We start from the raw sequence: 21,936 nt of genomic DNA on the forward strand, positions 1-21,936 counted from the left end.
ACAATTACAAGTTCCCTTACCCCTATTCCCCTTTAAAAAAAATGATAGCGAATACCCCACCACCCCCTTATTATGCAGTGATTTTCTCCAATCTCAGAACTGAAATTGACGAGGGTTATGGAGAAATGGCAGATGAAATGGTTCGCTTGGCCGAGGAACAACCTGGATATTTAGGACATGAAAGTGTACGAAGCGGGCTGGGAATCACTATTTCATATTGGGAAAATCTGGAAGCTATAAAAAATTGGAAAGCCAATTCCGATCACCTGATCGCCCAAAAGTACGGTCGGGAAAAATGGTATTCCGCTTACAAAACCCGAATAGCATTGGTGGAGAGGGACTATGGATTTGAAAAATAAAGGGGAATCACATCCCCTTTTCGATCAGTTCTTTCAATTCTTTGACCCGGTCCTTGATATTCAAATTGGAAACATCCAGATTTCCAGAAGTGGCTTTCAGAAAGTCCTTTACGGCCCCTGTATGGTCTGTTGATTTTCCTTCGGCAAGAGTCACATACCGCATGGTAGACCAAAGCACGGTTTTCAGCTGAGTCTTAGAATCATCGGTCATGTAATATTCGACGACGATGGTATTGTGATTATGCCAAAGAATCCGACTCATGATCCGCACCCATTCCCCTACCATCGCAGGCTTGACATAGCTGATGTTGTGATTGTAGACCACCCAAGCAGCTTTGTACGTTTTGATCAAATCGATGATCTCCAAGCCATAAAGTTTGGGAACCTGATCTTCCCGGGCATTGAAGAAGTAATCAAAATATTTGGCGTTGTTGAGATGCCTCAGGGGATCGCAATCCTGAAAACGGATGACTACTCTGCTTTCGGTTTCGCTGGGATAGTGCTTGTCCGGATTATATTCAAACATAGCTTAAAGTTCTTTGCTGGTTATTATTTTGATTCCTGCCTTTTCCATCTCGGCAATTGCATTCGATCCGTCAGCCGGATTCAAATTGACTGCCTTTGTGGCATCGGTGATTAAGAATGTTTCAAATCCGAGGCTTTTGGAATCCAAAGCCGTGAATTTCACACAATAATCCAAAGCCAATCCACACACAAAAACCTGCTCAATTCCAAGAGATTTGAGATAATCTCCAAGTCCGGTATCTCCCCTTTTGGCATTGTCAAAGAAACCTGAATACGAATCAACCTCTGGATTTTTGCCTTTTCGGAAAACTGCCGCCCATTGGCTTTGATCCAGATCGGAATGAAAATCAGCTCCAGAGCTTCCCTGCACGCAGTGAACCGGCCATAAAATCTGAGTCAGTCCAGCTAATTCGATGAGTTCACCTGGCATTTTTCCGGCATGATTTGCAGCGAAGCTTCCGTGGTTAGAGGGATGAAAATCCTGAGTAGCGACCACATACTTGAATTTTTCCTGAAGTCCATTAATTGTTGGAACGACCAAATCACCTTCATTCACAGCCAAGGCTCCTCCGGGTATAAAGTCATTTTGAACATCGACGACGATCAAGGCTGATTTCTCCTTACTCCTCTTCATTTTCAAATTTTTTTGCTTTCAAAACCAATTCCATTCTCAAATGGTGTAGATTTTCTTCCAAACCCACCGGATAAAGGTGAGGATTGACCAAGCGCATGTGAGTCTTGTCCAGCGATTCAAGTTGCTTTGCAGCGCGATCTCGGATTTCCGTGAGGCTGGGTAGATTATAGACTTTTTTTCCTTTATGGAAAATCGGCTTCAGAAGGATTTCTTCTTGATAAAATGCCGGCATCAATCTTTTCCTTCTGGTGGCGTCTACCGGATCAATGATCACTACTCCTCTTGGATCAATTTCTTGATCTTCCAGAAAAATCATGTCAGCAACCGCTTTTCCCTTGCTGAAATATCTCTTGGTATTGTGTATTCCCGGAATATTGATTTTCAGGGATTGTTGGGAAACTTTCACCTTGGGCTCCCATTCGCCTTGAGCATTCTTGATTGCTGAAAGTTTGTAAACCGCACCCAAGGCGGGTTGATCATAAGCCGTCACCAATTTGGTACCCACGCCCCACACATTAATATCAGCTTCCTGGGATTTGAGCGAGGCAATAATATGCTCATCCAAGTCATTGGAAGCAACAATTTTTGCATCAGGAAAACCCGCTTCATTCAACATCTGCCTTGCTTTTGAGCTGAAATATGCCAAGTCACCGGAATCGATGCGGATTCCAATCATTTCTTTTCCTTTGCTTCGCAAAATCTCTCCGACTTTAATCGCATTTTTCACCCCATTCAGCGTGTCATAGGTATCTACCAAAAAAATACATTGATCCGGAAAAGCATCTGCATACGCTTCAAACGCTTCCAGTTCCGTCTCAAAAGACATAATCCAACTATGCGCATGAGTTCCAGAGACGGGAATTCCAAACAGTTTTCCGGCCATCACATTGGAAGTCGAAGTACAGCCCCCAATGTATGAAGCCCGACTGGCAGCCAGAGCGCCGTCGATTCCCTGTGCTCTTCTTAGACCAAATTCCAAAACCGGTTCGCCCTGCGCGGCGACATTGATTCTGGCAGCTTTGGTGGCTATTAAGGTCTGGAAATTGATAATGTTGAGCAAAGGAGTTTCCAGCAATTGGCACTGAATCAGCGGGCCTCTTACTCTGACCAATGGCGCATTTGGAAAAACTACGGTTCCCTCTTCCACTGCATCGATGTCACAGGTAAATTCCAGTTTTTGGAGGTAATCCAGGAAATCCGCCTCAAACAATGGTGTTCCATCCTTGTTCTTCATCACTTCCAGATAGTCCAAATCAGCTTTTTCAAACCTGAAGTTCTGGCAAAAATCAACGACATAATCTAAGCCCGCTGCCAGTGTAAATCCGCCTTCAAAGGGATGCTTTCTAAAGAACAAATTGAAAACTGCCTCTTGTTCCCCTTTTCCTGCTTTCCAATAAGCATAAGCCATCGTGAGCTGGTAAAAGTCTGTAAGCAATACAAGATTGCTTTGATAGAGGTCTTTGGTGATTTTCATGTAGGGACTTTAAAAAACAAAACTAAAGGTAAGCTGATCTGCTTATCTGACCAAGAATTAGCGATTTTGGTAAAGGGTCAGGAAAATTCCTCAATTTACGGTTACATTTTTCTAACCATCCACGACAAAGATTTGAATAGCCGATGAAGCTAAACCGGAATTTGACTGATCAGGAAATTTTGGAAAAGATCCAATCCAAATCCGATCCCAATCAGGCCATCAGTCAGTTGTATCTCCAGCATTATGGAATGTTGGAGCACTACATACTTCAAAACTCAGGTTCATCCGATGACGCTGCAGATCAAATCCAAGAAGTTATGCTCGTTTTTGTAAAGATGGTCAAATTGGAAAAATACCGTGGCGAAGCCTCAATCAAGTCATTTCTCTACAGTATTTGCAAAAATCTATGGATCAGCGAGCTGAGAAAAAGAAAAAGTACTTCCGCTAGAAATGAGAAATATGAAGTGGAAAAGGATCAAATGGACACAGATATCAGCGAGCAAATCAGCAGAAACGAAAACCTGAAGTTTGTCATGGATCTGTTCGAAAAGTTGGGTGAAAAATGTAAACAGCTGTTGACGCTCTTTTACTTTGAGGAACTGCCGATGAAGGAAATCAGAGAAAAATTGGACTTCAGTTCCGAGCAGGTACTCCGCAACAAAAAGTACAAATGCCTACAAAATCTCACTGATCAGGTCAAATCTTCTCCGTCCCTTTCCGAAAACCTCCAAAAAGCATTGCGTCATGAATAAAAATTATACACTTGAAGAATTGGAAACTTTCCTTTCTGGTGAGCTTTCGGCAGAGAGAAAAACACAATTGGAGGAAAGCATCAAAACAGAACCGGAACTTCTGAAAGAACTGAGTGCATTGCAAATAAGCCTGGAAGCAGTAGAATTAGCAGGGTGGAAAACAATCATTGCAGAATCTCAAAAAGAGTTTATCTCCGAAAGAGCCAAAATCCAAATCAAACCGAATCGAACATCGCAATTCAACATCGGAACTTGGATTGGAAGAATAGCCGCCTCTATTACTTTACTATTGGTTGGTGCCCTGGCCGTTTTATTTTTTACTACAAGTCCTGAAAGCATTACCAGCAATCAGGTGGGATTTTCTCTTCCTGTAATGAGGTCTGCGGATCAAATTTCTTCTTTAGAAAGTGCATATCAAAAGGGAGATTATGAGGAGGTTTTAGAATTGGCCAAAGGTGTCAACAGCTATGATTCCAGGACATATTTACTTGTAGGATTAGCTAATCTTGAAACTAATCTTGGATTGGCTGCCGAAGAATTTTTAACTCAAATCGAAGAAGAAAACCGGCGAACCTCTAATCTGGAATTTGCTGATCAGGTGGATTATTACCTGGTTAAAGCATACTTAATGCAGGGTAAAATCACAGAAGCGGAAGAGAGAATTGAGAAAATCACTGAAGACCCAAATCACACCTATCACAGCAATTTTGGACGATTGGATCTGATCAAACTCCAAATTCTTAAAATTAAGAATTGATTTTTATTCACCAATAATCAGTCAAATCCTCTCATTTCGGAGGATTTTATTTTTTTCTTGGATTGTGGTTACAAAGTTGGCACCTACTCCTACTAATTGAAAACAACCAAATAAAAAATGAAAGCTACACACAGAATTTACGCATTATCCATTGGCCTTTTAGGTTTGGGTTTAATTTCTTGCTCCGAAGATGCTGATCCGGATGTAATAGGCGAAGGTGACGTCCGCATCGGAATGGGCGTAAAACTTCGATCTTCTGCCAACCCCGGTGCTCGAATGTTGAATGCAGGAATAGAAGTTAAAAGTGGTTTCCTGCAGATTAAAAAAATCGAATTGGAAACAGAAGGCCTCGACGATAGCGGCAACAACTTCGAAAAAGAATTGGAATTGAAATTCAAAGAAATCAAGAAGATAGACTTCAATGAATTTGATTCAGGAGTGGATTTTTTCATCAATATACCTTCTGGAAACTACGAAGAAATCGAGTTTGACATCGACTTGATTGACAACAGAAATCAACCAAGTATCCAATTAGTGGGAACATACACGTACCAGGACGGAAGGTCTGTACCGATGCGATTTGAGGTTTACGGAAATGATGACGATGATTTTGATTTTGAAGTTGAGCTTGAAAGCGACGACGACGACGATCTATTCTTTTTGGATGGAGTGAACAATCCACTGGCGCTTTTCCAAATCGATGCTCAGGGATGGTTTAGCACTGTAAGTACTTCAGAACTTGAAGATGCGGAACTCACTGATGGAGTAATACTTATAAACAAAGACGTGAACAAATCGATCTATGGAAAAGTCGAATCTCGAATCAAAAATTCCAGCGATATCGAACTCAAAATGAATTGAAAAAGTAACCACCATGCTTAAGAAAGGACACCGCTTTGCGGTGTTTTTTTTTAAATCCATACCCTGTTCAATCCATCCTTCGTTTCCATTTTTTAGATCCAAACCAAAATCCGGCTGCTAAAATGATCAGTATAAAAGAAACGACATAACTCCATCTGGAAAGGATATTAACTTCTGTGGGTTGGCCGATCATTCTGAAATTTGCCCAATAAAAAGGATGGTGATACTGCGCCATGCTTTCATCTTGGAGCAGTTCGAGTTTTGCCTCTTGAAGTGCCGCTGAAAAAGTCAGACCCTTTCCAACGTTCTGATAAAATTTGCCTGCTAGATAGGCTGCTACACGATCCTCACTTACCCACTGGGATATTACCATCTGCTCAGCGCCTGCAAAAGCCAAGCTCCTTGCCAAACTGATAAACCCTTCACTTCTACTCAATTGCCCAGCTCCTGTTTCACACGCGCTTAAATAAATCAACTTTGCGCCTTCAAGAGATTGAAAGGCTAATTCAGGAGCCGAAAGTCTAAAATCATCGTCATCGGGAAAGAAAGCAATAAATGCATCATTGGGATCAGACGAAGATGCAACAGCATGAGTAGCCAAATGCACTAAATCTGCATTTTCTGCCTGAGCTAGAAACTTCTTTTTTGTGGCATCCTTTCCAAAATATTTAGCCCCCGGAACAAGCTCTAATTCCTCATTCGACCGAGGTAAAATTGAAAACCCACCAGCAGCGACCGATTCCGAAAAAGGGGCAAAACCAATCGGGTTATTGAATTTTTTAATTCCCTTGACTGATGTAATAAACTGAGCAGAAAACTGGTAAAAGACGGAAGTCTTCTCAAGAAGCATTTGTCCATCTGAAAATGGCAGAAGCTCAAACGGCAATGAATTGAAAATCCCCTGCGGGACAATAATCAATTCTCTGGAATCAGAAATTTGATCTTCAAACTTTTCAAAAACAGAGGCGCCAAATTTCGCAACCGCCAGATCAGTCTCAAATCGATTTCCCATGGGTTCTTTGGTTATGCTTTGAATCCAACGATTCAATTCAACAAAAGGAATGGAGTCAGTGGGAATTTTAGACCATGAGAAGGAATGATTCTCCAACCCAAAAACAACCAAATTTGACTTTGAATGAAATATAGAAAGCAGAAAAGCTTTATCCGGAAGTGATTTTTGCAGCACTTTGGGATCAAAACCAATTTCAATATCCTCTCCAAAACCCGGATACTTGCGGAATTTTTCGCGAAGTCTTGAGAGTTGTACCTCCAGATCCAGTGCCTCCTGTGTAAGTTCAGCCTTAACTGCAGGAGTTACATCTCCAATCTGCTTTTGGTTGTTTCTGAAGATTTCGAAAAGAAGATTTCCTTCCTCCTGGATCAAATCAGCCGGAAGTCCAGCCTTTCTTTTCAGAGATTCTTGCAGTGCTCCAATTCTTAAACCTTCGGATTTACTTAGCTCCGCCCATGAAAAAGCTTTAAAAATCAGTGTTTCATCCTCATCTTTTTCTGCAAATCCGATCAATTGATCGATCGCGGATTCATAGCCTCCCAAAACTTTTTCTCCCAGAAAGACCCTTGCTTTGTCATTGTCAAAGTTGACCGAGATAAATCTGGCTAGTCCAAAAGCACTTTCCCATGCTCCCAGACCAATTTCAAAATAAGCTCGGTCTTTATTTTCCCGATAGAGTTCCCAAGAAGTCTCAGCCTTTTTTCGAAGGATTTCAAATACTGTGAGCGAAGACATCCCCAAAGCAAATCGGGTTGGATTTGATGTCACATCCAAATTTTCAAAGCCCGGCAAAAGTTGAACGATTGCTTTTTGATATTCCGATAAGGCATTTTCGTTTTGGCCAAGACTTCTGAAGTAGTCCCCTTTTACTTCCTTCCAAATCCCTTCCTGGAAACTGCGGGATTGTGTGGAATCCTCCTGGATCAGCTTTTCTCCAAGGTTTAATGTGACTAAAGCAGAGTCCAAAAATCTTGATAAGATTTGAGTTTTGGCTTTCAGATTGTAAAATGACAGTGAGCCATTCTGATAGTTTATGCTGATTTGGCCAAGGATTTCCAAAGCTTTTTCACCCTCATTTTCCTGCAGATAAGTATTGGCCAGATTGATCCGTATCTGATCCTGATTGATGCCAAAACTCAATAGCTCATTGTAAATCCGCTGGGCAGAGTCATATTCACCTAAGTGATAAAGCGCTGATGCTTTGTTACTTTGGAAGCTATACTTAGCGTAAAGCTCCATTTCGGGTCGCTCGCCGGACAGGTAAGACTGGGCTTTGTCAAAGTAAGAGACGCTGCGGATATAATTCCCCGTTTCAAAAAAATAAACCCCCAAGGCATTATAAAGCCTTTCAGGTTCTCCCAGACTGTTAAGTTGTGTCTGAAGCCGCTCAGCCTCCTGCAAGTGGGACAAGGAACTGTCAATTTCACTTTGCGAGAAAAGTGCTTCTCCCAAAAATAAGTGATGGTTATAAACTAAAGTGTCTGAATAGTCATAAGCATGAGCCCAGAAGATTCCCTGCCTGTAGCTTTGAATCGCGCCAGAAGAATTCCCATAAGTCAAAAGCAAATTTCCCAGATGCTCGGCAGCCTGGATAAATTCAGGTGCTTCATTCTTGTCAGGAGTTTCATTTAAAACTTCCCCGAAAAGCCTGATTGCTTCACGGTCATCTTTTTCTGTAGGGTTAGCTAGGAAATAGAGTTCGTTTGCCCTCCTGAGTTTAGGATTTTTGTCTTGAGAAAAGGTTACGCTCAGAATCTGGATCAAAAAAAACAAAAAAATAAAGACCAGTATTCTTTTCATTTTTGGGTCGGAAATCGGCCCAATTATTCAAAACTCGCTACGATTACCACATAGGGAGGACGAGGTTTTCCGGCCGGACGAACTGTTTCTAAAAGCCTAAAATTAGAATTTTTGGTTGCCGAAGATGCATTGATCAACTTACTTTTTTCTTCAATATCATCTAAAACTTGCTGAGGCACATCAGAAAGCCTTTCATAATAAAAAAATCGGAGGGGAATTTTGTTCAAAGCCAAAGCGCTCAAATCATTCAACTGATAGTAAAGTTCTACATCCAGAATTGTCCCATTCACAGGAGTAGATCCAAAGGTGCCGTTTTCAACGGTCTTTTTTAGGTCAATTATCCCCTTGCTTGAAATTTCAAACCCGAGGTCTTTTAACAGTTGCCCGGTCGGATTGTCTGCGTCAAAATTGCAACTGTCATCGTCGTCGTCGTCATCATCATCATCGTCATCATCACAGGGTAAAGCCAAAGCCGGAACTCCATTATAAACCGGAGAGGCGGTCAGCTGATTTTGACTTAATATGTATACTCCGTCGAGGTAATTTACCCCACCGATGGTGACAAAGGTTTCGCAAACCTGATTTGTGCCTGTAGGTGTAAAGGAAATTTTATATTTCAACCCAGTTTCGCTGGTATTGACATCGATCACTCCGGTAGTAGGATCAATAGAAAGGCCATCCGGAATCACTGAATATTCTCCTAATAGAGAATTGACTGGATTAACTAGGTAAGTTTGATCAGGTCTGATATGAAAAAGAGTATCAGGATAGGCAAGATCCGCACAGTCGATTTCTAGATTTTGGTCGTTAGGATCCTCATTTTCTGAAAAACAAGAGAACATACATGTTCCTAAAACCAAAACAATTGGCAATAATCGAACGGGGGAAAAGTGAAACATCATTACATTTTTAAACTTAAGTCGAATCTGATCAAAAAAATGTAATCTCATTTCACTACTATTTTACTCTTAAGTTCAGCAAAATCCCCACCAAGACCAAGGCCATTCCAATGTAGGATGCAAAAGGGAAAGTTTCCCCAAACAGGAAGAATCCAAAAATCAGTGCGTAAAGAACTCCCATATAACTCAAGCTGGAGACTCTCGAAAGGTTACCTGTTTGATAAGCTACGGTCATAAAATATTGGGCACTTTGGGTACAGAATCCTATCCAAAGCAACATCAGCCAATCCCATCCGCTCGGCATCACCCAGTCAAAAACCATGATGATAGAAGCAATCGGGAGTGTGACTAAGGGAAAATAAAATACGATCACCAAGGGGTGCTCCGAAGTTTTCAATTTCCGGATCATATTATAAGCAATACCCGCGGCAAGCCCGGAAGTAATACCCATTACTGCACTCAAAGGATCAACTCTTGGATCGACTCCCTGAATGATCAAAACTCCGGCAAATGCCATTGCGAAATACAGAAATTGAATCGGCTTGACTTTTTCTTTCAGGATAAAAACGCCCAATATCGTCGTGAATATCGGGGACAGATATTGCATGGTCACAGCACTGGCAAGTGGGATACGTTGCAGGGTGTAGAAAAAGAGAATCAAGCTGATACTGCCGACAATTCCCCTTGTGATCAGGTTCCCTTTGTTATTTCCAAAAACGGAAATCCCCTTGTTGCTCAATACTATAAAGGTGAAAATCAAACTAAAAACAGACCGGAACCAGACGATCTCAATTGCAGGAATATGAGGAATGAACTTTACGGAGACATTCATCATTGCAAAAAAAATCCCCGCCAAAAGCATGGACTGGACACTGCTGATTTTCAAGTCTGATGGGTGATTTTAGGTGGTCTTTTTTTGCAAAGCTAATCACCCAGTGAATAGTTCAAGCTTGCGGAATTTTATTTGGTGGAAACCATTGCTGTTCCGGAAAGGTTTAACAGTAAACCAAACTAAATGGCTCTCAATATTGGCTCAAAAGCACCGGATTTTTCTTTGTCCGGCACCTCTGGAATTACGCTTCGACTTTCAAAGGATTTAAAAGGGAAATCACTAATTCTGTTTTTTTACCCCAAAGATTTCACCCGGGGTTGTACCGCCGAAGCCTGTGAATTCAGAGATCAGTTTTCCGAATTTCGAGACATGGAAGTGCCTGTATTTGGCATTAGCAGGGACAATATCCACATTCACGAAAAATTCAAAAAAGCCCATCTGTTGCCGTTTGAATTGCTCTCAGATCCCAGCGGAGACGTATGCAATTCCTATGATGCCTTGATCCCGGTTCTCAGAATTCCAAAAAGAGTCACTTACCTCCTAGACGAAAACCACCAGATAGCAGGAGTTTTTGAGGGGCTTTTTGAAAATAAAAAACATGTCAGTGCGATGATCGCCAAGCTCAAGAAACCTTAATTGTTCACGATCAAACCGTCCTTCATAACTACTTTTCGGTCAGCCATTCCTGCGAGTTCTTCATTGTGAGTCACGATCACAAAGGCCTGCTTGAGCTCGTTTCGCAATTTGAAAAAAAGTTCGTGAAGTCCTCTCGCATTGGAAGTATCCAAATTGCCACTCGGTTCATCTGCAAATACAACCGCAGGACTATTGATCAGCGCACGAGCCACAGCGACTCTTTGTTGTTCTCCTCCGGAAAGGGTGGATGGCTTATGATCCAATCTGTGACTGATTCCGAGGATTTCAGCCAATTCACCGGATTTTTTTTGAAGGTCTGCCACTGAAGATCCCATAATTAAACCAGGAACCTGAATGTTTTCCTGTGCGGTAAATTCCGGAAGGAGATTATGAAACTGAAAAATAAATCCGATCTGTTGATTCCTAAAATCAGCGAGGTTGTCACCTTTTAAGGAAAGTAAATTTTTACCCTTCATGATCAGCTCACCTTTTTCTGGTTGGTCCAAAGTTCCCAAAATATGGAGCAAAGTACTTTTTCCCGCACCGGACGAACCGACGATGGAAACTATTTCTGATTCGGAAATTTCAAGATCAACGCCTTTCAACACGTGTAGGCTTCCGTAGGATTTATGAATCCCTTTGGCTATCAGCATGGTAGATTTTTTTGAGTTTTTAAAAGTAAAACAAATCCCTAAAATACAGGAATTAAAGCCTTTTCTTGAAGAAAAATGAAAAATCTGGGTTTGATTTATCCACATCATCGCCTTATCTTCGGGCAAAAATTTCCAGAGAATGAATATTCACGAATATCAGGCAAAAGAAGTATTGAAGGGTTACGGGGTAAGGATTCAGGAAGGAATCGTTGCTGATTCTCCTGAAGCTGCTCACGAGGCTGCTGTTAAACTTAACGCTCAAACCGGTACTTCCTGGTATGTGATCAAGGCTCAAATCCACGCAGGTGGACGTGGAAAAGGTGAGGTAAAAGAAACCGGTTCGCGAGGTGTGGTTCTTGCCAAGAAACTGGACGACGTAAAAGAAAAAGCAGCTGCAATCCTGGGAGGCACATTGGTGACCATCCAGACCGGAGCTGAAGGCAAAAAAGTAAATAAAGTGCTGGTTGCTGAGGACGTTTACTATCCCGGAGCTTCCGAGCCAAAAGAATATTACATGTCTATCCTCCTGGACAGAGCTACCGGATCCAATGTGATCATGGCCTCTACCGAAGGCGGTATGGACATCGAGGAAGTAGCTGAAAAGCATCCTGAGAAAATCATCAAGGAATGGATCGACCCAAAAGTTGGTCTTCAGGGATTTCAGGCCAGAAAAGTTGCATTCAAATTGGGACTTTCCGGAAATGCATTTAAAGAAATGGTGAAATTCACCACTGCTCTTTACAATGCTTATGTTGGAACTGACTCCTCTCAGTTTGAGATCAACCCGGTTTTGAAAACTTCTGATGACAAAATCCTTGCAGTGGATGCAAAGGTAAACGTAGATGACAATGCGCTCTACCGTCAGCCCAAATTGGCAGAATTGAGAGATTTAGCTGAAGAGGATCCTTTGGAAGTGGAAGCTGGTAAATCTGGACTGAACTATGTGAAGTTGGAAGGAAACGTGGGATGCATGGTTAACGGTGCGGGCCTAGCAATGGCTACCATGGATATGATCAAGCTATCTGGCGGAGAGCCTGCTAACTTCCTGGACGTAGGAGGAGGAGCAAATGCCACTACAGTTGAGGCAGGTTTCCGAATCATCCTTCAGGATCCAAACGTAAAAGCAATTTTGATCAACGTATTCGGTGGTATCGTTCGTTGTGACAGAATCGCAAATGGTGTTGTTGAGGCTTACAAATCTATTGGAGACATCCGTGTTCCGATCATCGTAAGACTTCAGGGTACCAATGCTGAGGAAGGTGCCAAAATCATTGACGAGTCAGGATTGAAAGTACAATCTGCCATCACACTGAAAGAAGCTGCCGAGAAAGTACAAGCGGTACTTGAGGCTAAATAATAAAAAAAGATGCGTGCGTAGTTCAACTGGATAGAATATCAGATTTCGGCTCTGAGGGTTGAGGGTTCGAATCCTTCCGCGCGTACTTCGAGGCTTAGACAATTGTCTAAGCCTTTCTTTTTTTAGCAGAATCAGTAATCTCAATTCATAATAATTTATCAATGATCTGAATGGGCTCCTGAAACGAATAAACGTCTTCATCCTTAAGATACACCTGGGATGCCAGTTCCAGTTCGAAGATTAGTCCCATTACAAAAACAGGTTCCATCTTTAGGTCATGATATAGGTTATCGAATTTCCTTTCCCCGGAAAGCCGGATACCGTACCGGTGAAACACTTGGATGATCCTGCGGATTTTGGAAAAATTTTTCATCAGATAGTTGGAGTAGTTTGGATTCTTTTTGGATTTCAAGGTCAATCATCCAAGGTAGGACAACTGAACAAGCTCCTACCCCTATTCATAAATTCCTGCTCAGGGATGGTTGGTTTAGTATTTATTTTCTGATTGAAAGAAATGGGAAATCAATTAAAACTCTGCCATTCATTTAGTTAAAACTCCTAATCTCTACCATCATTTAACATTTCACTGCTACTTGTTAAAAAACTCTTTCTAAAGGCGATGAGAATTCAGCTCATGGACAGAATTGACACCCTGAACGTGCTGTCTCAAAACGCATTGGAAAATTTTGCACTTATTTCTAAGCTGTAACCTGAGAAGTTACCATTCGGATAAGGGTTGACAACTATTTTCTACTGGAAAAGATTGGGTTCAAAAATCTGGATTTACACCTACCCTTATACTATTGCATCCTGAATAAGCGTTAATAAAAAAATTGAACTATTCCGAGGTAGAGAAATAAAAAAGCAGGAGAAAATCTCCTGCCCTTTATTTGAAAACTAAACCAACTATTATTTAACTACCACAATGAATTCAAAAATAATACAATTCTATTTAAATCAAAATCCCAAAGAATAATTTGCATTTTTTTTATTTTGGTTCAGGGAAATTTCCCCGTTTGAATGCAATACCCAACGCAAGCCCCTGACTAAATTGTATTTTTTCGTCTTGGTCAATATCGTAAATGGTCAAGGATGTGAGGGTCACATTGACCGCTTTTGTGATTTTTGCTGTAAGGGCAATATCCAATCTGTGGTCTATCGTTTCAAAGGCAATTGTCTGAAGATTGGCATACAGGGAATACCTTAAAGTCAGTGCAAGATTTTCGGAAATTTTCTTATTCCAATCTGCCTGGATATTCCACGCCAACCATTCATATCTGACTGTCTCACCAATTTCCACCCCGTAATTTTCTTCTACGTGCCGATAAATAGTCGTATCAGTGACAAAAGTAATCCTTGGCGAAAATGGCGATAGTCTAAGGCTGAATTCTGAGTTGGGCTTATATTCAAATCCTACCCCTGAGGTCAAATATCCCGGATTGAGCCAATTGGAAATTAAGGCCTTTGGCTCCTCATCAAAATCATATCCAGGTGCGAATTGTGACAGGAAATTGACTGCCAGATAAGCATTCCATTTTTTCCCAATTTTATAGCCCACTTTAGAATCCAGGTAAATCCGGTCATTGGATTTACGTCCATCCTCATCTTCATTTTTTACTACTCCGTACATGAGATCCAGCGTATTGTCCCAGGACCATTTGTCCTTTAAGTAGTTTGCTCTCATCAGCAAATTGGTGCTGAATGCGACTGAGTTCACACCCCCACCCGTCCAGTTTCCGCTGAATGATGCCTGATTGATGTTTAATCCCCCTGAAATCTCCTTAAGCCAGTAAGTAGTGTCTGCTTTTGCAGCTGCGGAGTCAGCAATTGCAACAGATGTGGTATCCTGTGCTGAAGCAATCCCTAATGTGATTAAAAAAAGAAAAATTGTAAATAGGTTCTTCATAAGCTTTAGATTTAGAATTAAACAAACTTTAGTATTGAAATAAAACGACTAAAAATAAGAAATAGAATTACGGAAAAAGAATTTGAACAAAAACTAATCATTAACAATTATTTGGCTTGGCAGCAGTCAACTTCTCCATTCCGATTTTCATTCCGTTTTAGTTTGGCCTGATAAATGCAACTTCTATGCTGGTCAATTAATTATAAAACATTGCACTTATGAAGACTTTAGGAATTATTCTGGTTGTATTGGGACTGGTAATGCTGTTTGTGCCCGGATTTGATTTTACAACCAAGGAAAAGGTGATTGACGCCGGCCCAATCCAGGTTTCTGCAGATAAGGAAAACCGTGTATCTTGGCCAACCTATGCAGGAGGAATTGTAACAGTAGCTGGATTAGCATTGGTATTTCTCGGAAGAAGGAAATAAAAAATGCTCCCCAATCCAATGAATTCGGGAGCATTTCCATTTTCACAAATTAGCTATTCCACCAATTTCACCTGGTGTACTTCTTCAGCATCCACATTGAAAAACTCCCTATGGACATTGAATTCCGGTTCGGCACCAATTGGATGCTTGGCGATATAGGAGCCATCTTCTTGCATCACATAGGAATTCACATTGTCCTTTAGATTAAAGGCAATAATATTCATCAGTTGCTTTTCAAGTAAAGGTGACTCGACTTTGAAAAGTGATTCCAACCTTTTGTCAAAACTTCTTACCATCATATCGGCACTTCCGGAATAGGTTCGAGTGTTTCCTTTATTGTGGAAATGATAGATTCGGCTGTGCTCCAGAAAATCCCCCACCAAAGAAAGTACCTCGATATTTTCACTCAATCCAGGTCTACCTGGTCTCAGGCAACAAATACCCCTGACGATCAATTTGATAGTTACTCCGGACTGCGAAGCACGGTAAAGTGCATAGATGATTTCAGAGTCCTCCAGTGAATTTACCTTGATAAAAATGCCGGAAGGAATTCCATTTCGCGCATTTTCAGCTTCTTCCTCAATGTATTGGATCAGCTGATTTCGCATGTCACGTGGTGCTGTAATCAGGTTTCGATAGGTACTTGGTACCGAGTGGCCGGTGATTACATTGAAGAATTCCGAAACATCGTTTGCCAAGGTCTCATTGGTCGTTAATAATCCAATATCTGTGTAAAGTCGTGCGGTATCTTCGTTATAGTTTCCTGATCCCAAGTGTACATATCTGGTGATTTCTGAATCATCTTTTTTCACGATCAGAAGCAACTTGGTGTGAGTCTTCAAATTGGAAATTCCGTAAATCACAAAGCAGCCTGCCTTCTGAAGTTTCTTTGCTTCACGAATGTTATTTTCCTCATCAAACCTGGCCTTCACTTCAAAAAGAACAGATACGTGTTTCCCATTTTCTGCTGCGCGGAGGAGCGTTTTGGTAATTCTGCTTTCCTTAGCCAAGCGATAAATGGTCATCTTGATCGCCATCACATCCGGATCATCCGCTGCCTTTTCGATCAAATCTAAAATGGAATCGATGTTATTGTAGGGGTGGTGAAGCAGGATATCTTTTTCCTTTAAAATCTCGAAAATATCCGCCCTACCCTCCTCCGGATAGGATAAAGGTTTGACAGGTTCTGGAATTTGGGGAAGTCTTTCTCTGAATCTCTTGTTACCGACAATCTGCCAAAGTCCAGTAAAGTCTATCATACTGGCTCTTTTGATCATAAAAACAGAGTCCGGTCTCAGGTTCCATCGCTCTAACAGGGAGTTTAGCATCCATTTGGAATAGCCTTCCTCTATCTCAATCCGCACGACTCGTCCGGTCTTCCTTTCCATCAGTTTTCGCTTCACTTCCTCCAGGAAATTCGCGTCCATGTCTTCACTTTCTTCCAGCGTAAAGTCGCCGTTTCTGGTGATTCTGAACATGCTAACCGACTCAATCTCCACATTCCTGAAAAGTGAAATGATGTTTTCGCGGATCACTTCCTCAATCGGAACCAATGTCAGGGAGTTTTCCCGCTCCAATTCAAAAAACCTCGGAATATTTGCAGGAATCTGGACAAAACTCATTTTCCGCATGTCTTTGCGCTCACCCGGACTTGTAGTAACCACTCCAAAAACCAGGAGCTTGTTCATCAAAATCGGGAATGTCCGGTAGCCATCATAAACCATCGGGGTAAGCATCGGATAGATGGCCTTGAGAAAGTATTGCCTAACTTTTTCCTGCTCATCTTCATTCAGTTTGGTAACATTGCAAACTGTAATTCCTTCCTGATGAAGTTCCGGAAGAATGACCTGAGTAAAATGATCGTGCTGGTCTTGATGAAATCGCTGACAATCCTTCATCAGCTTTTCTTTGAAAGGCTCTTCACGGAGACCAGAATAGTCTACACGCTCCTTTTCATAATCCAGGTAATTGTAAAGAGATCCAACCCGAATCATGAAAAACTCATCCAGATTTGAAGCGGTAATCGCCAAAAACTTAAGTTTTTCAAAAATAGTCCGCTGTGCTTTTTTGGATTGGTCCAGCACCCGCTCATTAAATTTAACCCAGCTCAAATCCCGGCTTACGAGATCACTCTTTTGGATTATGGATTCATATTTATCTCCAACTGCCAATTTCATGTGTATATAATTTGTTTTTTGACGGTCACATGGAATCTCGAAGGATTGACATCCATCTCACTGTATGCCGCCTGTACCTTTCTCGATTTCATAACATTCAAAATTCAGGTAAAAAGCAAGCTAAAACTCTGCCTGATCGATTGGGGAATTTAATAATTATTCAAAAAAAGGGGCCTGAAAAGCCCCTTCTTTATCAGGTATCGATTTTCGCGTACTTCGCGTTTTTCTCTATAAAATCTCTTCTCGGCGCGACTTCATCCCCCATCAGCATACTGAAAAGGTGATCGGCTTCTGCTGCAGAGTCAATATTCACCTGCTTGATCGTTCTCACATTAGGATCCATTGTGGTAGTCCAAAGCTGCTCCGGGTTCATTTCTCCAAGACCCTTGTAGCGCTGGATTCCAACGCTGTCTTCTTTGCCGTCTTTGGCCATGTCAGCGGTCAGGAGTTTTCTTTCCTCCTCTGTCCAGCAGTATCGCTCATCCTTTCCTCTTTTCAAAAGATAGAGAGGAGGCAAAGCAATGTAAACATAGCCATGCTCGATCAGCGCTCTCATATATCTGAAGAACAAAGTCAAAATCAAGGTTCGAATATGGGATCCGTCAATATCAGCATCCGTCATGATGATGATTTTGTGGTATCTAAGTCCGGACATGTCCAGTTCCTTGTCGTCATTGGCTGTTCCAAACTTCACCCCAAGAGCTGTGAGGATGTTTTTGATCTCCTCGTTGTCGTAGATCTTGTGCTCGTGCGCTTTTTCCACGTTGAGGATCTTACCCTTTAATGGCAAAATAGCCTGGAAATCACGGTCTCGGCCCTGTTTGGCAGATCCACCTGCAGAGTCCCCTTCGACAAGGTACAATTCACAGATCGTAGGATCAGAATTCGCGCAATCGGCAAGTTTTCCGGGAAGTCCACCACCGCCGAGTACACTTTTTCGCTGCACCATTTCTCGCGCTTTTCGGGCCGCATGACGGGCCTGGGCTGCAAGGATTACTTTGCCAACGATGGTTTTGGCTTCTTTAGGATGCTCTTCCAACCAGCTTTGGAGGGTTTCCGAAACAGCACTGTCTACAGCTCCGATCACATCAGAGTTTCCAAGTTTTGTTTTCGTCTGACCTTCAAATTGTGGTTCCTGTACTTTTACAGAAATCACTGCTGTCAATCCTTCACGAAAATCATCTCCTGAAACTTCCAACTTTAGCTTATCCAGCATTCCGGACTTATCCGCATAAGACTTCAGAGTCCTTGTCAATGCTCTTCTGAATCCGGTTACGTGAGAGCCACCCTCGTAAGTATTGATGGTATTCACATAAGAAACCACATTTTCAGCATAGGAGCTGTTGTAGTTCATCGCTACCTGGACAGGTACTCCGTTTTGGTCGGATTCGATGTAAATAGGATAATCGATGATTTTCTCTCGGGTCTCATCCAGGTATTGAACGAACTCAACCAATCCGCCTTCCGAGAAAAACTCATCTGACTTAGGTATGCCGTCTTCTACTTCTCTTAAGTCAGTCAGGGTAATCCTGATTCCGGCATTAAGGAAAGACATTTCTCTGAGACGGTTTGCAATCGTCTCATACTTAAATTCAGAAATAACAAAAATGCTGGTGTCCGGCTTGAAATGGATGATTGTCCCCCTTTTTTCAGTTGTTCCGATCTGGCGAGCAGGATATTGAGGCACCCCAATTTTAAATTCCTGTTCAAAAATAACACCATTGCGATGAACCGTTGCCTTTAAATCTGAGGACAAGGCATTGACGCAAGACACACCCACACCGTGGAGTCCACCTGAAACCTTGTAGGTGTCCTTGTCAAATTTTCCACCGGCATGAAGAACTGTCAATACCACCTCAAGAGCCGATTTCTTCTCTTTAGGGTGCATATCAGTCGGAATACCCCGACCATTGTCCTCTACTGTGATGGAATTATCTTCGTGAACGGTCACATGGATGGTGTCACAATGTCCCGCAAGGGCCTCATCGATGGAGTTATCTACGACTTCCCAAATCAGGTGGTGAAGCCCTTTGACACCGATATCTCCAATATACATCGCAGGCCTCTTTCGAACTGCTTCCAGGCCTTCTAATACCTGGATGTTATCCGCTGAATAATCAGAGGAATTCTTATGTTTTTCTTCACTCATATTTTCTGGAAAAACCCCTCAAAACGGGCTTAGAAAGGTGATTTTGTGTTCAAATTAAGATTCTGCAAGGTAGGCAAAAAAAGTCACTTATCCCAGCTTTCCCCAAAACTCAATTGTACCAAAATCCTTCGGAAATCTTGGGGAAATTGGAAGTGAGAAGTCAAAATTGGGAGGTACTCAACATCACCAGATTGCAGGCAGGGAGAACCTCAATTCCGGCTTCTTTTGCTCGTTTGAAAAAATCGGGATTTTCAGAGCCCGGGTTGAAAATGATCCGCTTTGGTTTTAGGCCGATCAGGTACTCCATCCACTCTTCCTGATGACCTGGACCGATGTAAAGTGTAATAGTGTGAATGTCCTTCAGTTCAGGCTTAGCTCTCAAATCGAGAATTTCCTTACCAAAAAGTTCTCCTCCTTTGATACCGATAGGTATGAAATCCAAGCCTCTTTCAGCAAACATTTTCGCTGCAAAATAGGCATATCGCGAGGGATTGGTCGTGGCACCAACAATCAGGGTTCTCTTTGCTTCAGATTTTCCGCTTTCCATAAACCTGATCTCTAACAAAAGTATCCATGTGCCGATGCTTTTTGCTTTCATAAATATCCGAAAGCGTAATCATAATCCCTGTCTCCTCCACTTCCCCAAACTCATCATTCAGTGCTGTTCCAAAGGTCCGCATGGTCGGAGAAAGGTTCATATAGGTATTGATCAGAGGAGGAATATTTTCTCCCAATGATCGAATCCTGCTGTTCAGATACTTATATCCTTCTTTGTAATCCAAGCCCAGAAATGGATTTGGCTGTGATGCAATGTCCGTTTCATAGCTCAACCTCAGGTTCTCTTTTGGCTTTACAAGTCCTTCATGATCAGGAAAATAATGATTCATGAAATAAAGCAACAAATCACGTCCTTCTCTATTGTAATGAGGATACATGGTCACTTTTCCAAAAAGGTATTTGACATCCGGATTGAGTAAAACCACTGCTCCAAGCCCATCCCAAAGGTTGTCTAGGCTGAACAGACCCTTGCGGTTATCCAGGCTTGGCTGATACATGGGTTGGACAAATGATCTGCCCAACTCAAGTGTAAATGGAATAAATTCTTTGATGAATTTTTCGGAAAAATCGAACAAATGCGTTGTCGAAAGATTGATCGAACCATCCGGTTCGATGGCATTTTTACACATAATCACCCTATACCCGGCGACGATTTCCTCGTCCTCCGGATTCCAGGTAACCAGCTGGTCATAGCAGTTTTCGCAAGTGTCGTTGTCATCGAGATCAATTTCCATCCCTGTTCCACCCCCAGCTGCACGAAAAGTCAGTTCTCTCAACCGCCCGATCTCCTGAACGACATTGGGTGCATTATGGTAATTGACGAGATATACGAGGTTATCTCCGTTGTTGGTGTACCGGAGAAAGCGTTCGGGGTTCAATTCTTCTTTAAGCAGCTTGCGATCTACAGCTGAAATAATCGGCATTTCTTTATTCATGTCTTTCTCCCAGTTTATAAACCAAATCTTTCATATACTCTGCCCACTGAACTTCAGATTTTTCTGAATTGAAAAAGTCATGAGAAACGGGTTTTCCTACCCGAATTTCGACTTTTTTCCCACGTTGCTGATACATTTCATCGACAAGCCAAAACATTTCTAGGTTGGCCTTCACTCCTATTTTCTTTCGCCAGTTGGCAAGATTGTAAAAAAACTCAGAATTTCTCCCACCGATATGGCATGGGACCACGTCGAGCTGGTATTTTTTTGCTTTTGAGATGAAGCTTTTCTTCCAAGGTAAATCTTTGATTTCCCCTTCCTGTTTTCTGGAAACCAGGCCTGCCGGGAAAATCAACACGGCGTAACCTTTTGAATAGGCCTCTTCAATTCGCTGATTGGCATCTTTTGAGTTTTTGCCGAATTTATTGACCGGTATAAAAATCGGATCGAAATTATCAAAACTCATCAGCAGATCGTTGACCAAAAACCGCACATCAGGCCTGATCTTGCCCACTGCATGCATAAAAGCAATCCCGTCCATTCCGCCTAGCGGATGATTTGACGCCAAAATCACCCCTCCTGTTTTTGGAATATTTTCCCCTCCAATCAGCCTAACATCCATTTCAAATTCTCTGATCAGGGCGTCTGCAAAATCAAGTCCTTTTTGATTCTGATGGTTATTCAAAATCGAATTTAGCCATTCCTCATGGGTCACCCGCTTGATATAATTCAAAGCAAATCCCGGCATCCATTTGAGGAGTTTGGGATTTTTAGCGTGGATGGCTTTTTCGATATCGATAAATTTCTTTGACATGGGGTCAAAAAATTGAGAAGCTCAAGTTATAATCGAAGGAAAAATTAAAATTTTCACAACTGATTATTTCAAAAGTACAAAAAATAAGCCTTTGCAATTCGTCAGTAAACCAGACTAAAACTAGAATCCTGAAAACCAAGTGCGTAGATTTTTAGCCCGCTTCTCAAATTACATTATTTATGAACCCAAGAAGAACAAGAAGCATTTCCAAGATTGTTTGGGGCAATTTGAAAGTCCTAATCAGGATTTGAAATGAAATTTCAGCGGAGCGGAACGAAAGAAAACTCGAAGCTATTTGGCCTAATTGCTGCATTTTCTATCCAGCAAATATGTTTGGGGGATATGTGAATTGATCACCGCGACTGCCAACCGAATTCCTTATTTTTGGCACAATGAAATCTAGCAAAATGCAATCGAC

Annotated in this window: 21 protein-coding genes and 1 tRNA gene; 8 read left to right on the top strand and 14 right to left on the bottom strand. The window is 41.8% G+C overall.

Annotated elements, in window-relative coordinates; all coding sequences use genetic code 11:
• Positions 1-41 precede the first annotated feature (41 nt).
• Positions 42-359, top strand: a complete 318-nt coding sequence (locus B0E43_RS15975) for an antibiotic biosynthesis monooxygenase (protein WP_077351536.1) — start codon at positions 42-44, stop codon at positions 357-359.
• Positions 360-366: 7 nt separating this feature from the next.
• Here the strand turns inward: B0E43_RS15975 and B0E43_RS15980 are convergent, their stop codons facing one another.
• Genes B0E43_RS15980 through B0E43_RS15990 form a run of 3 tightly spaced genes read right to left on the bottom strand, consistent with a single transcriptional unit; the run spans position 367 to position 2,992 of the window.
• Positions 367-885, bottom strand: coding sequence for a thioesterase family protein (locus B0E43_RS15980; protein ID WP_077351538.1), 519 nt, complete (start codon positions 883-885; stop codon positions 367-369).
• A 3-nt stretch (positions 886-888) separates the two neighbouring features.
• On the bottom strand, positions 889-1,518 hold the full coding sequence (gene pncA / locus B0E43_RS15985) for a bifunctional nicotinamidase/pyrazinamidase (RefSeq protein WP_077351542.1): 630 nt from the start codon (positions 1,516-1,518) through the stop codon (positions 889-891).
• Complete coding sequence (locus tag B0E43_RS15990; RefSeq protein WP_077351544.1) at positions 1,505-2,992, bottom strand: nicotinate phosphoribosyltransferase; 1,488 nt, start codon at positions 2,990-2,992, stop codon at positions 1,505-1,507. The genes pncA and B0E43_RS15990 overlap by 14 nt, the downstream gene beginning before the upstream one ends.
• 143 nt (positions 2,993-3,135) lie before the next feature.
• On the opposite strand from B0E43_RS15990, the gene B0E43_RS15995 reads away from it, so the two are divergent.
• The 3 genes from B0E43_RS15995 (at position 3,136) to B0E43_RS16005 (ending at position 5,362) form a co-directional block, all read left to right on the top strand.
• Positions 3,136-3,744 carry an RNA polymerase sigma factor gene (locus B0E43_RS15995; protein ID WP_077351546.1) on the top strand — a complete coding sequence of 203 codons (609 nt, stop codon included), beginning with the start codon at positions 3,136-3,138 and terminating at the stop codon, positions 3,742-3,744.
• Positions 3,737-4,501, top strand: a complete 765-nt coding sequence (locus B0E43_RS16000; protein WP_077351547.1) for a hypothetical protein — start codon at positions 3,737-3,739, stop codon at positions 4,499-4,501. Before B0E43_RS15995 ends, B0E43_RS16000 begins: the two co-directional genes overlap by 8 nt.
• A gap of 117 nt (positions 4,502-4,618) precedes the next feature.
• The gene (locus B0E43_RS16005) at positions 4,619-5,362 is read left to right on the top strand and encodes a hypothetical protein (protein ID WP_077351549.1); all 744 of its coding nucleotides are present in this window, start codon (positions 4,619-4,621) and stop codon (positions 5,360-5,362) included.
• Between the two features lie 67 nt (positions 5,363-5,429).
• On the opposite strand, the gene B0E43_RS16010 is transcribed toward B0E43_RS16005, so the two are convergent.
• From B0E43_RS16010 to B0E43_RS16020, 3 genes are read right to left on the bottom strand one after another with little or no spacing between them, the layout of a single operon-like run.
• On the bottom strand, positions 5,430-8,174 hold the full coding sequence (locus tag B0E43_RS16010) for a CHAT domain-containing protein (RefSeq protein WP_077351551.1): 2,745 nt from the start codon (positions 8,172-8,174) through the stop codon (positions 5,430-5,432).
• A 23-nt stretch (positions 8,175-8,197) separates the two neighbouring features.
• The gene (locus tag B0E43_RS16015; protein ID WP_139352790.1) at positions 8,198-9,124 is read right to left on the bottom strand and encodes a hypothetical protein; all 927 of its coding nucleotides are present in this window, start codon (positions 9,122-9,124) and stop codon (positions 8,198-8,200) included.
• Positions 9,125-9,131: 7 nt separating this feature from the next.
• A complete protein-coding gene (locus B0E43_RS16020; protein ID WP_077351627.1) occupies positions 9,132-9,935 on the bottom strand; it encodes a DMT family transporter in 804 nt (267 codons plus the stop codon).
• Between the two features lie 153 nt (positions 9,936-10,088).
• Between B0E43_RS16020 and B0E43_RS16025 the strand changes: the two genes are divergently transcribed.
• Complete coding sequence (locus B0E43_RS16025; protein WP_077351555.1) at positions 10,089-10,541, top strand: peroxiredoxin; 453 nt, start codon at positions 10,089-10,091, stop codon at positions 10,539-10,541.
• On the opposite strand, the gene B0E43_RS16030 is transcribed toward B0E43_RS16025, so the two are convergent.
• Positions 10,538-11,194 carry an ABC transporter ATP-binding protein gene (locus tag B0E43_RS16030; RefSeq protein ID WP_077351629.1) on the bottom strand — a complete coding sequence of 219 codons (657 nt, stop codon included), beginning with the start codon at positions 11,192-11,194 and terminating at the stop codon, positions 10,538-10,540. The genes B0E43_RS16025 and B0E43_RS16030 overlap by 4 nt on opposite strands.
• Positions 11,195-11,333: 139 nt before the next feature.
• Between B0E43_RS16030 and sucC the strand changes: the two genes are divergently transcribed.
• Complete coding sequence (gene sucC / locus B0E43_RS16035; RefSeq protein WP_077351557.1) at positions 11,334-12,551, top strand: ADP-forming succinate--CoA ligase subunit beta; 1,218 nt, start codon at positions 11,334-11,336, stop codon at positions 12,549-12,551.
• An 11-nt stretch (positions 12,552-12,562) separates the two neighbouring features.
• Positions 12,563-12,636: transfer RNA gene (locus B0E43_RS16040), tRNA-Arg, on the top strand.
• Positions 12,637-12,696: 60 nt separating this feature from the next.
• On the opposite strand, the gene B0E43_RS16045 is transcribed toward B0E43_RS16040, so the two are convergent.
• Entirely contained in the window at positions 12,697-12,924 is a 228-nt protein-coding gene (locus B0E43_RS16045; protein ID WP_139352791.1) for an acyl carrier protein, read from the bottom strand.
• 615 nt (positions 12,925-13,539) lie between these two features.
• The gene (locus B0E43_RS16050; protein WP_077351561.1) at positions 13,540-14,457 is read right to left on the bottom strand and encodes a DUF3078 domain-containing protein; all 918 of its coding nucleotides are present in this window, start codon (positions 14,455-14,457) and stop codon (positions 13,540-13,542) included.
• Positions 14,458-14,675: 218 nt separating this feature from the next.
• Here B0E43_RS16050 and B0E43_RS16055 point away from each other — a divergent pair, with 218 nt between their 5' ends.
• Positions 14,676-14,885 (top strand): hypothetical protein, encoded by a 210-nt coding sequence (locus tag B0E43_RS16055; RefSeq protein WP_077351563.1) that lies wholly within the window; start codon positions 14,676-14,678, stop codon positions 14,883-14,885.
• A 53-nt stretch (positions 14,886-14,938) separates the two neighbouring features.
• Here B0E43_RS16055 and ppk1 read toward each other — a convergent pair whose 3' ends face one another.
• The 5 genes from ppk1 to B0E43_RS16080 all read right to left on the bottom strand — a co-directional run bounded on the left by ppk1 (position 14,939) and on the right by B0E43_RS16080 (position 21,518).
• Entirely contained in the window at positions 14,939-17,062 is a 2,124-nt protein-coding gene (gene ppk1, locus B0E43_RS16060) for a polyphosphate kinase 1 (protein ID WP_077351565.1), read from the bottom strand.
• A 193-nt stretch (positions 17,063-17,255) separates the two neighbouring features.
• On the bottom strand, positions 17,256-19,211 hold the full coding sequence (gene gyrB / locus B0E43_RS16065; RefSeq protein WP_077351567.1) for a DNA topoisomerase (ATP-hydrolyzing) subunit B: 1,956 nt from the start codon (positions 19,209-19,211) through the stop codon (positions 17,256-17,258).
• Between the two features lie 160 nt (positions 19,212-19,371).
• Positions 19,372-19,758 carry a CoA-binding protein gene (locus B0E43_RS16070; RefSeq protein ID WP_077351569.1) on the bottom strand — a complete coding sequence of 129 codons (387 nt, stop codon included), beginning with the start codon at positions 19,756-19,758 and terminating at the stop codon, positions 19,372-19,374.
• Positions 19,739-20,704: a GNAT family N-acetyltransferase gene (locus tag B0E43_RS16075; protein WP_077351571.1), complete on the bottom strand. Its 966-nt coding sequence runs from the start codon at positions 20,702-20,704 to the stop codon at positions 19,739-19,741. The genes B0E43_RS16070 and B0E43_RS16075 overlap by 20 nt, the downstream gene beginning before the upstream one ends.
• Complete coding sequence (locus B0E43_RS16080) at positions 20,697-21,518, bottom strand: 1-acyl-sn-glycerol-3-phosphate acyltransferase (protein WP_077351573.1); 822 nt, start codon at positions 21,516-21,518, stop codon at positions 20,697-20,699. Before B0E43_RS16080 ends, B0E43_RS16075 begins: the two co-directional genes overlap by 8 nt.
• Positions 21,519-21,936: the final 418 nt, after the last annotated feature.

The organism is Algoriphagus sp. A40 (genome assembly GCF_002002735.1).
Classification (GTDB): Bacteria; Bacteroidota; Bacteroidia; order Cytophagales; family Cyclobacteriaceae; genus Algoriphagus.

What these genes read in the sequence shown, in the direction of transcription:
- B0E43_RS16055 (WP_077351563.1), top strand. Translation starts at nt 14,676, where the DNA reads ATGAAGACTTTAGGAATTATTCTGGTTGTATTGGGACTGGTAATGCTG.
- pncA (WP_077351542.1), bottom strand. Translation starts at nt 1,518, where the DNA reads ATGAAGAGGAGTAAGGAGAAATCAGCCTTGATCGTCGTCGATGTTCAA.
- B0E43_RS15990 (WP_077351544.1), bottom strand. Translation starts at nt 2,992, where the DNA reads ATGAAAATCACCAAAGACCTCTATCAAAGCAATCTTGTATTGCTTACA.
- B0E43_RS15980 (WP_077351538.1), bottom strand. Translation starts at nt 885, where the DNA reads ATGTTTGAATATAATCCGGACAAGCACTATCCCAGCGAAACCGAAAGC.
- B0E43_RS16070 (WP_077351569.1), bottom strand. Translation starts at nt 19,758, where the DNA reads ATGGAAAGCGGAAAATCTGAAGCAAAGAGAACCCTGATTGTTGGTGCC.
- B0E43_RS15995 (WP_077351546.1), top strand. Translation starts at nt 3,136, where the DNA reads ATGAAGCTAAACCGGAATTTGACTGATCAGGAAATTTTGGAAAAGATC.
- B0E43_RS16020 (WP_077351627.1), bottom strand. Translation starts at nt 9,935, where the DNA reads ATGCTTTTGGCGGGGATTTTTTTTGCAATGATGAATGTCTCCGTAAAG.
- B0E43_RS16000 (WP_077351547.1), top strand. Translation starts at nt 3,737, where the DNA reads ATGAATAAAAATTATACACTTGAAGAATTGGAAACTTTCCTTTCTGGT.
- sucC (WP_077351557.1), top strand. Translation starts at nt 11,334, where the DNA reads ATGAATATTCACGAATATCAGGCAAAAGAAGTATTGAAGGGTTACGGG.
- B0E43_RS16005 (WP_077351549.1), top strand. Translation starts at nt 4,619, where the DNA reads ATGAAAGCTACACACAGAATTTACGCATTATCCATTGGCCTTTTAGGT.
- B0E43_RS16075 (WP_077351571.1), bottom strand. Translation starts at nt 20,704, where the DNA reads ATGAATAAAGAAATGCCGATTATTTCAGCTGTAGATCGCAAGCTGCTT.
- B0E43_RS16080 (WP_077351573.1), bottom strand. Translation starts at nt 21,518, where the DNA reads ATGTCAAAGAAATTTATCGATATCGAAAAAGCCATCCACGCTAAAAAT.
- B0E43_RS16010 (WP_077351551.1), bottom strand. Translation starts at nt 8,174, where the DNA reads ATGAAAAGAATACTGGTCTTTATTTTTTTGTTTTTTTTGATCCAGATT.
- B0E43_RS16025 (WP_077351555.1), top strand. Translation starts at nt 10,089, where the DNA reads ATGGCTCTCAATATTGGCTCAAAAGCACCGGATTTTTCTTTGTCCGGC.
- B0E43_RS16050 (WP_077351561.1), bottom strand. Translation starts at nt 14,457, where the DNA reads ATGAAGAACCTATTTACAATTTTTCTTTTTTTAATCACATTAGGGATT.
- B0E43_RS16030 (WP_077351629.1), bottom strand. Translation starts at nt 11,194, where the DNA reads ATGCTGATAGCCAAAGGGATTCATAAATCCTACGGAAGCCTACACGTG.
- B0E43_RS15975 (WP_077351536.1), top strand. Translation starts at nt 42, where the DNA reads ATGATAGCGAATACCCCACCACCCCCTTATTATGCAGTGATTTTCTCC.
- B0E43_RS16015 (WP_139352790.1), bottom strand. Translation starts at nt 9,124, where the DNA reads ATGAGATTACATTTTTTTGATCAGATTCGACTTAAGTTTAAAAATGTA.
- B0E43_RS16045 (WP_139352791.1), bottom strand. Translation starts at nt 12,924, where the DNA reads ATGAAAAATTTTTCCAAAATCCGCAGGATCATCCAAGTGTTTCACCGG.
- gyrB (WP_077351567.1), bottom strand. Translation starts at nt 19,211, where the DNA reads ATGAGTGAAGAAAAACATAAGAATTCCTCTGATTATTCAGCGGATAAC.
- ppk1 (WP_077351565.1), bottom strand. Translation starts at nt 17,062, where the DNA reads ATGAAATTGGCAGTTGGAGATAAATATGAATCCATAATCCAAAAGAGT.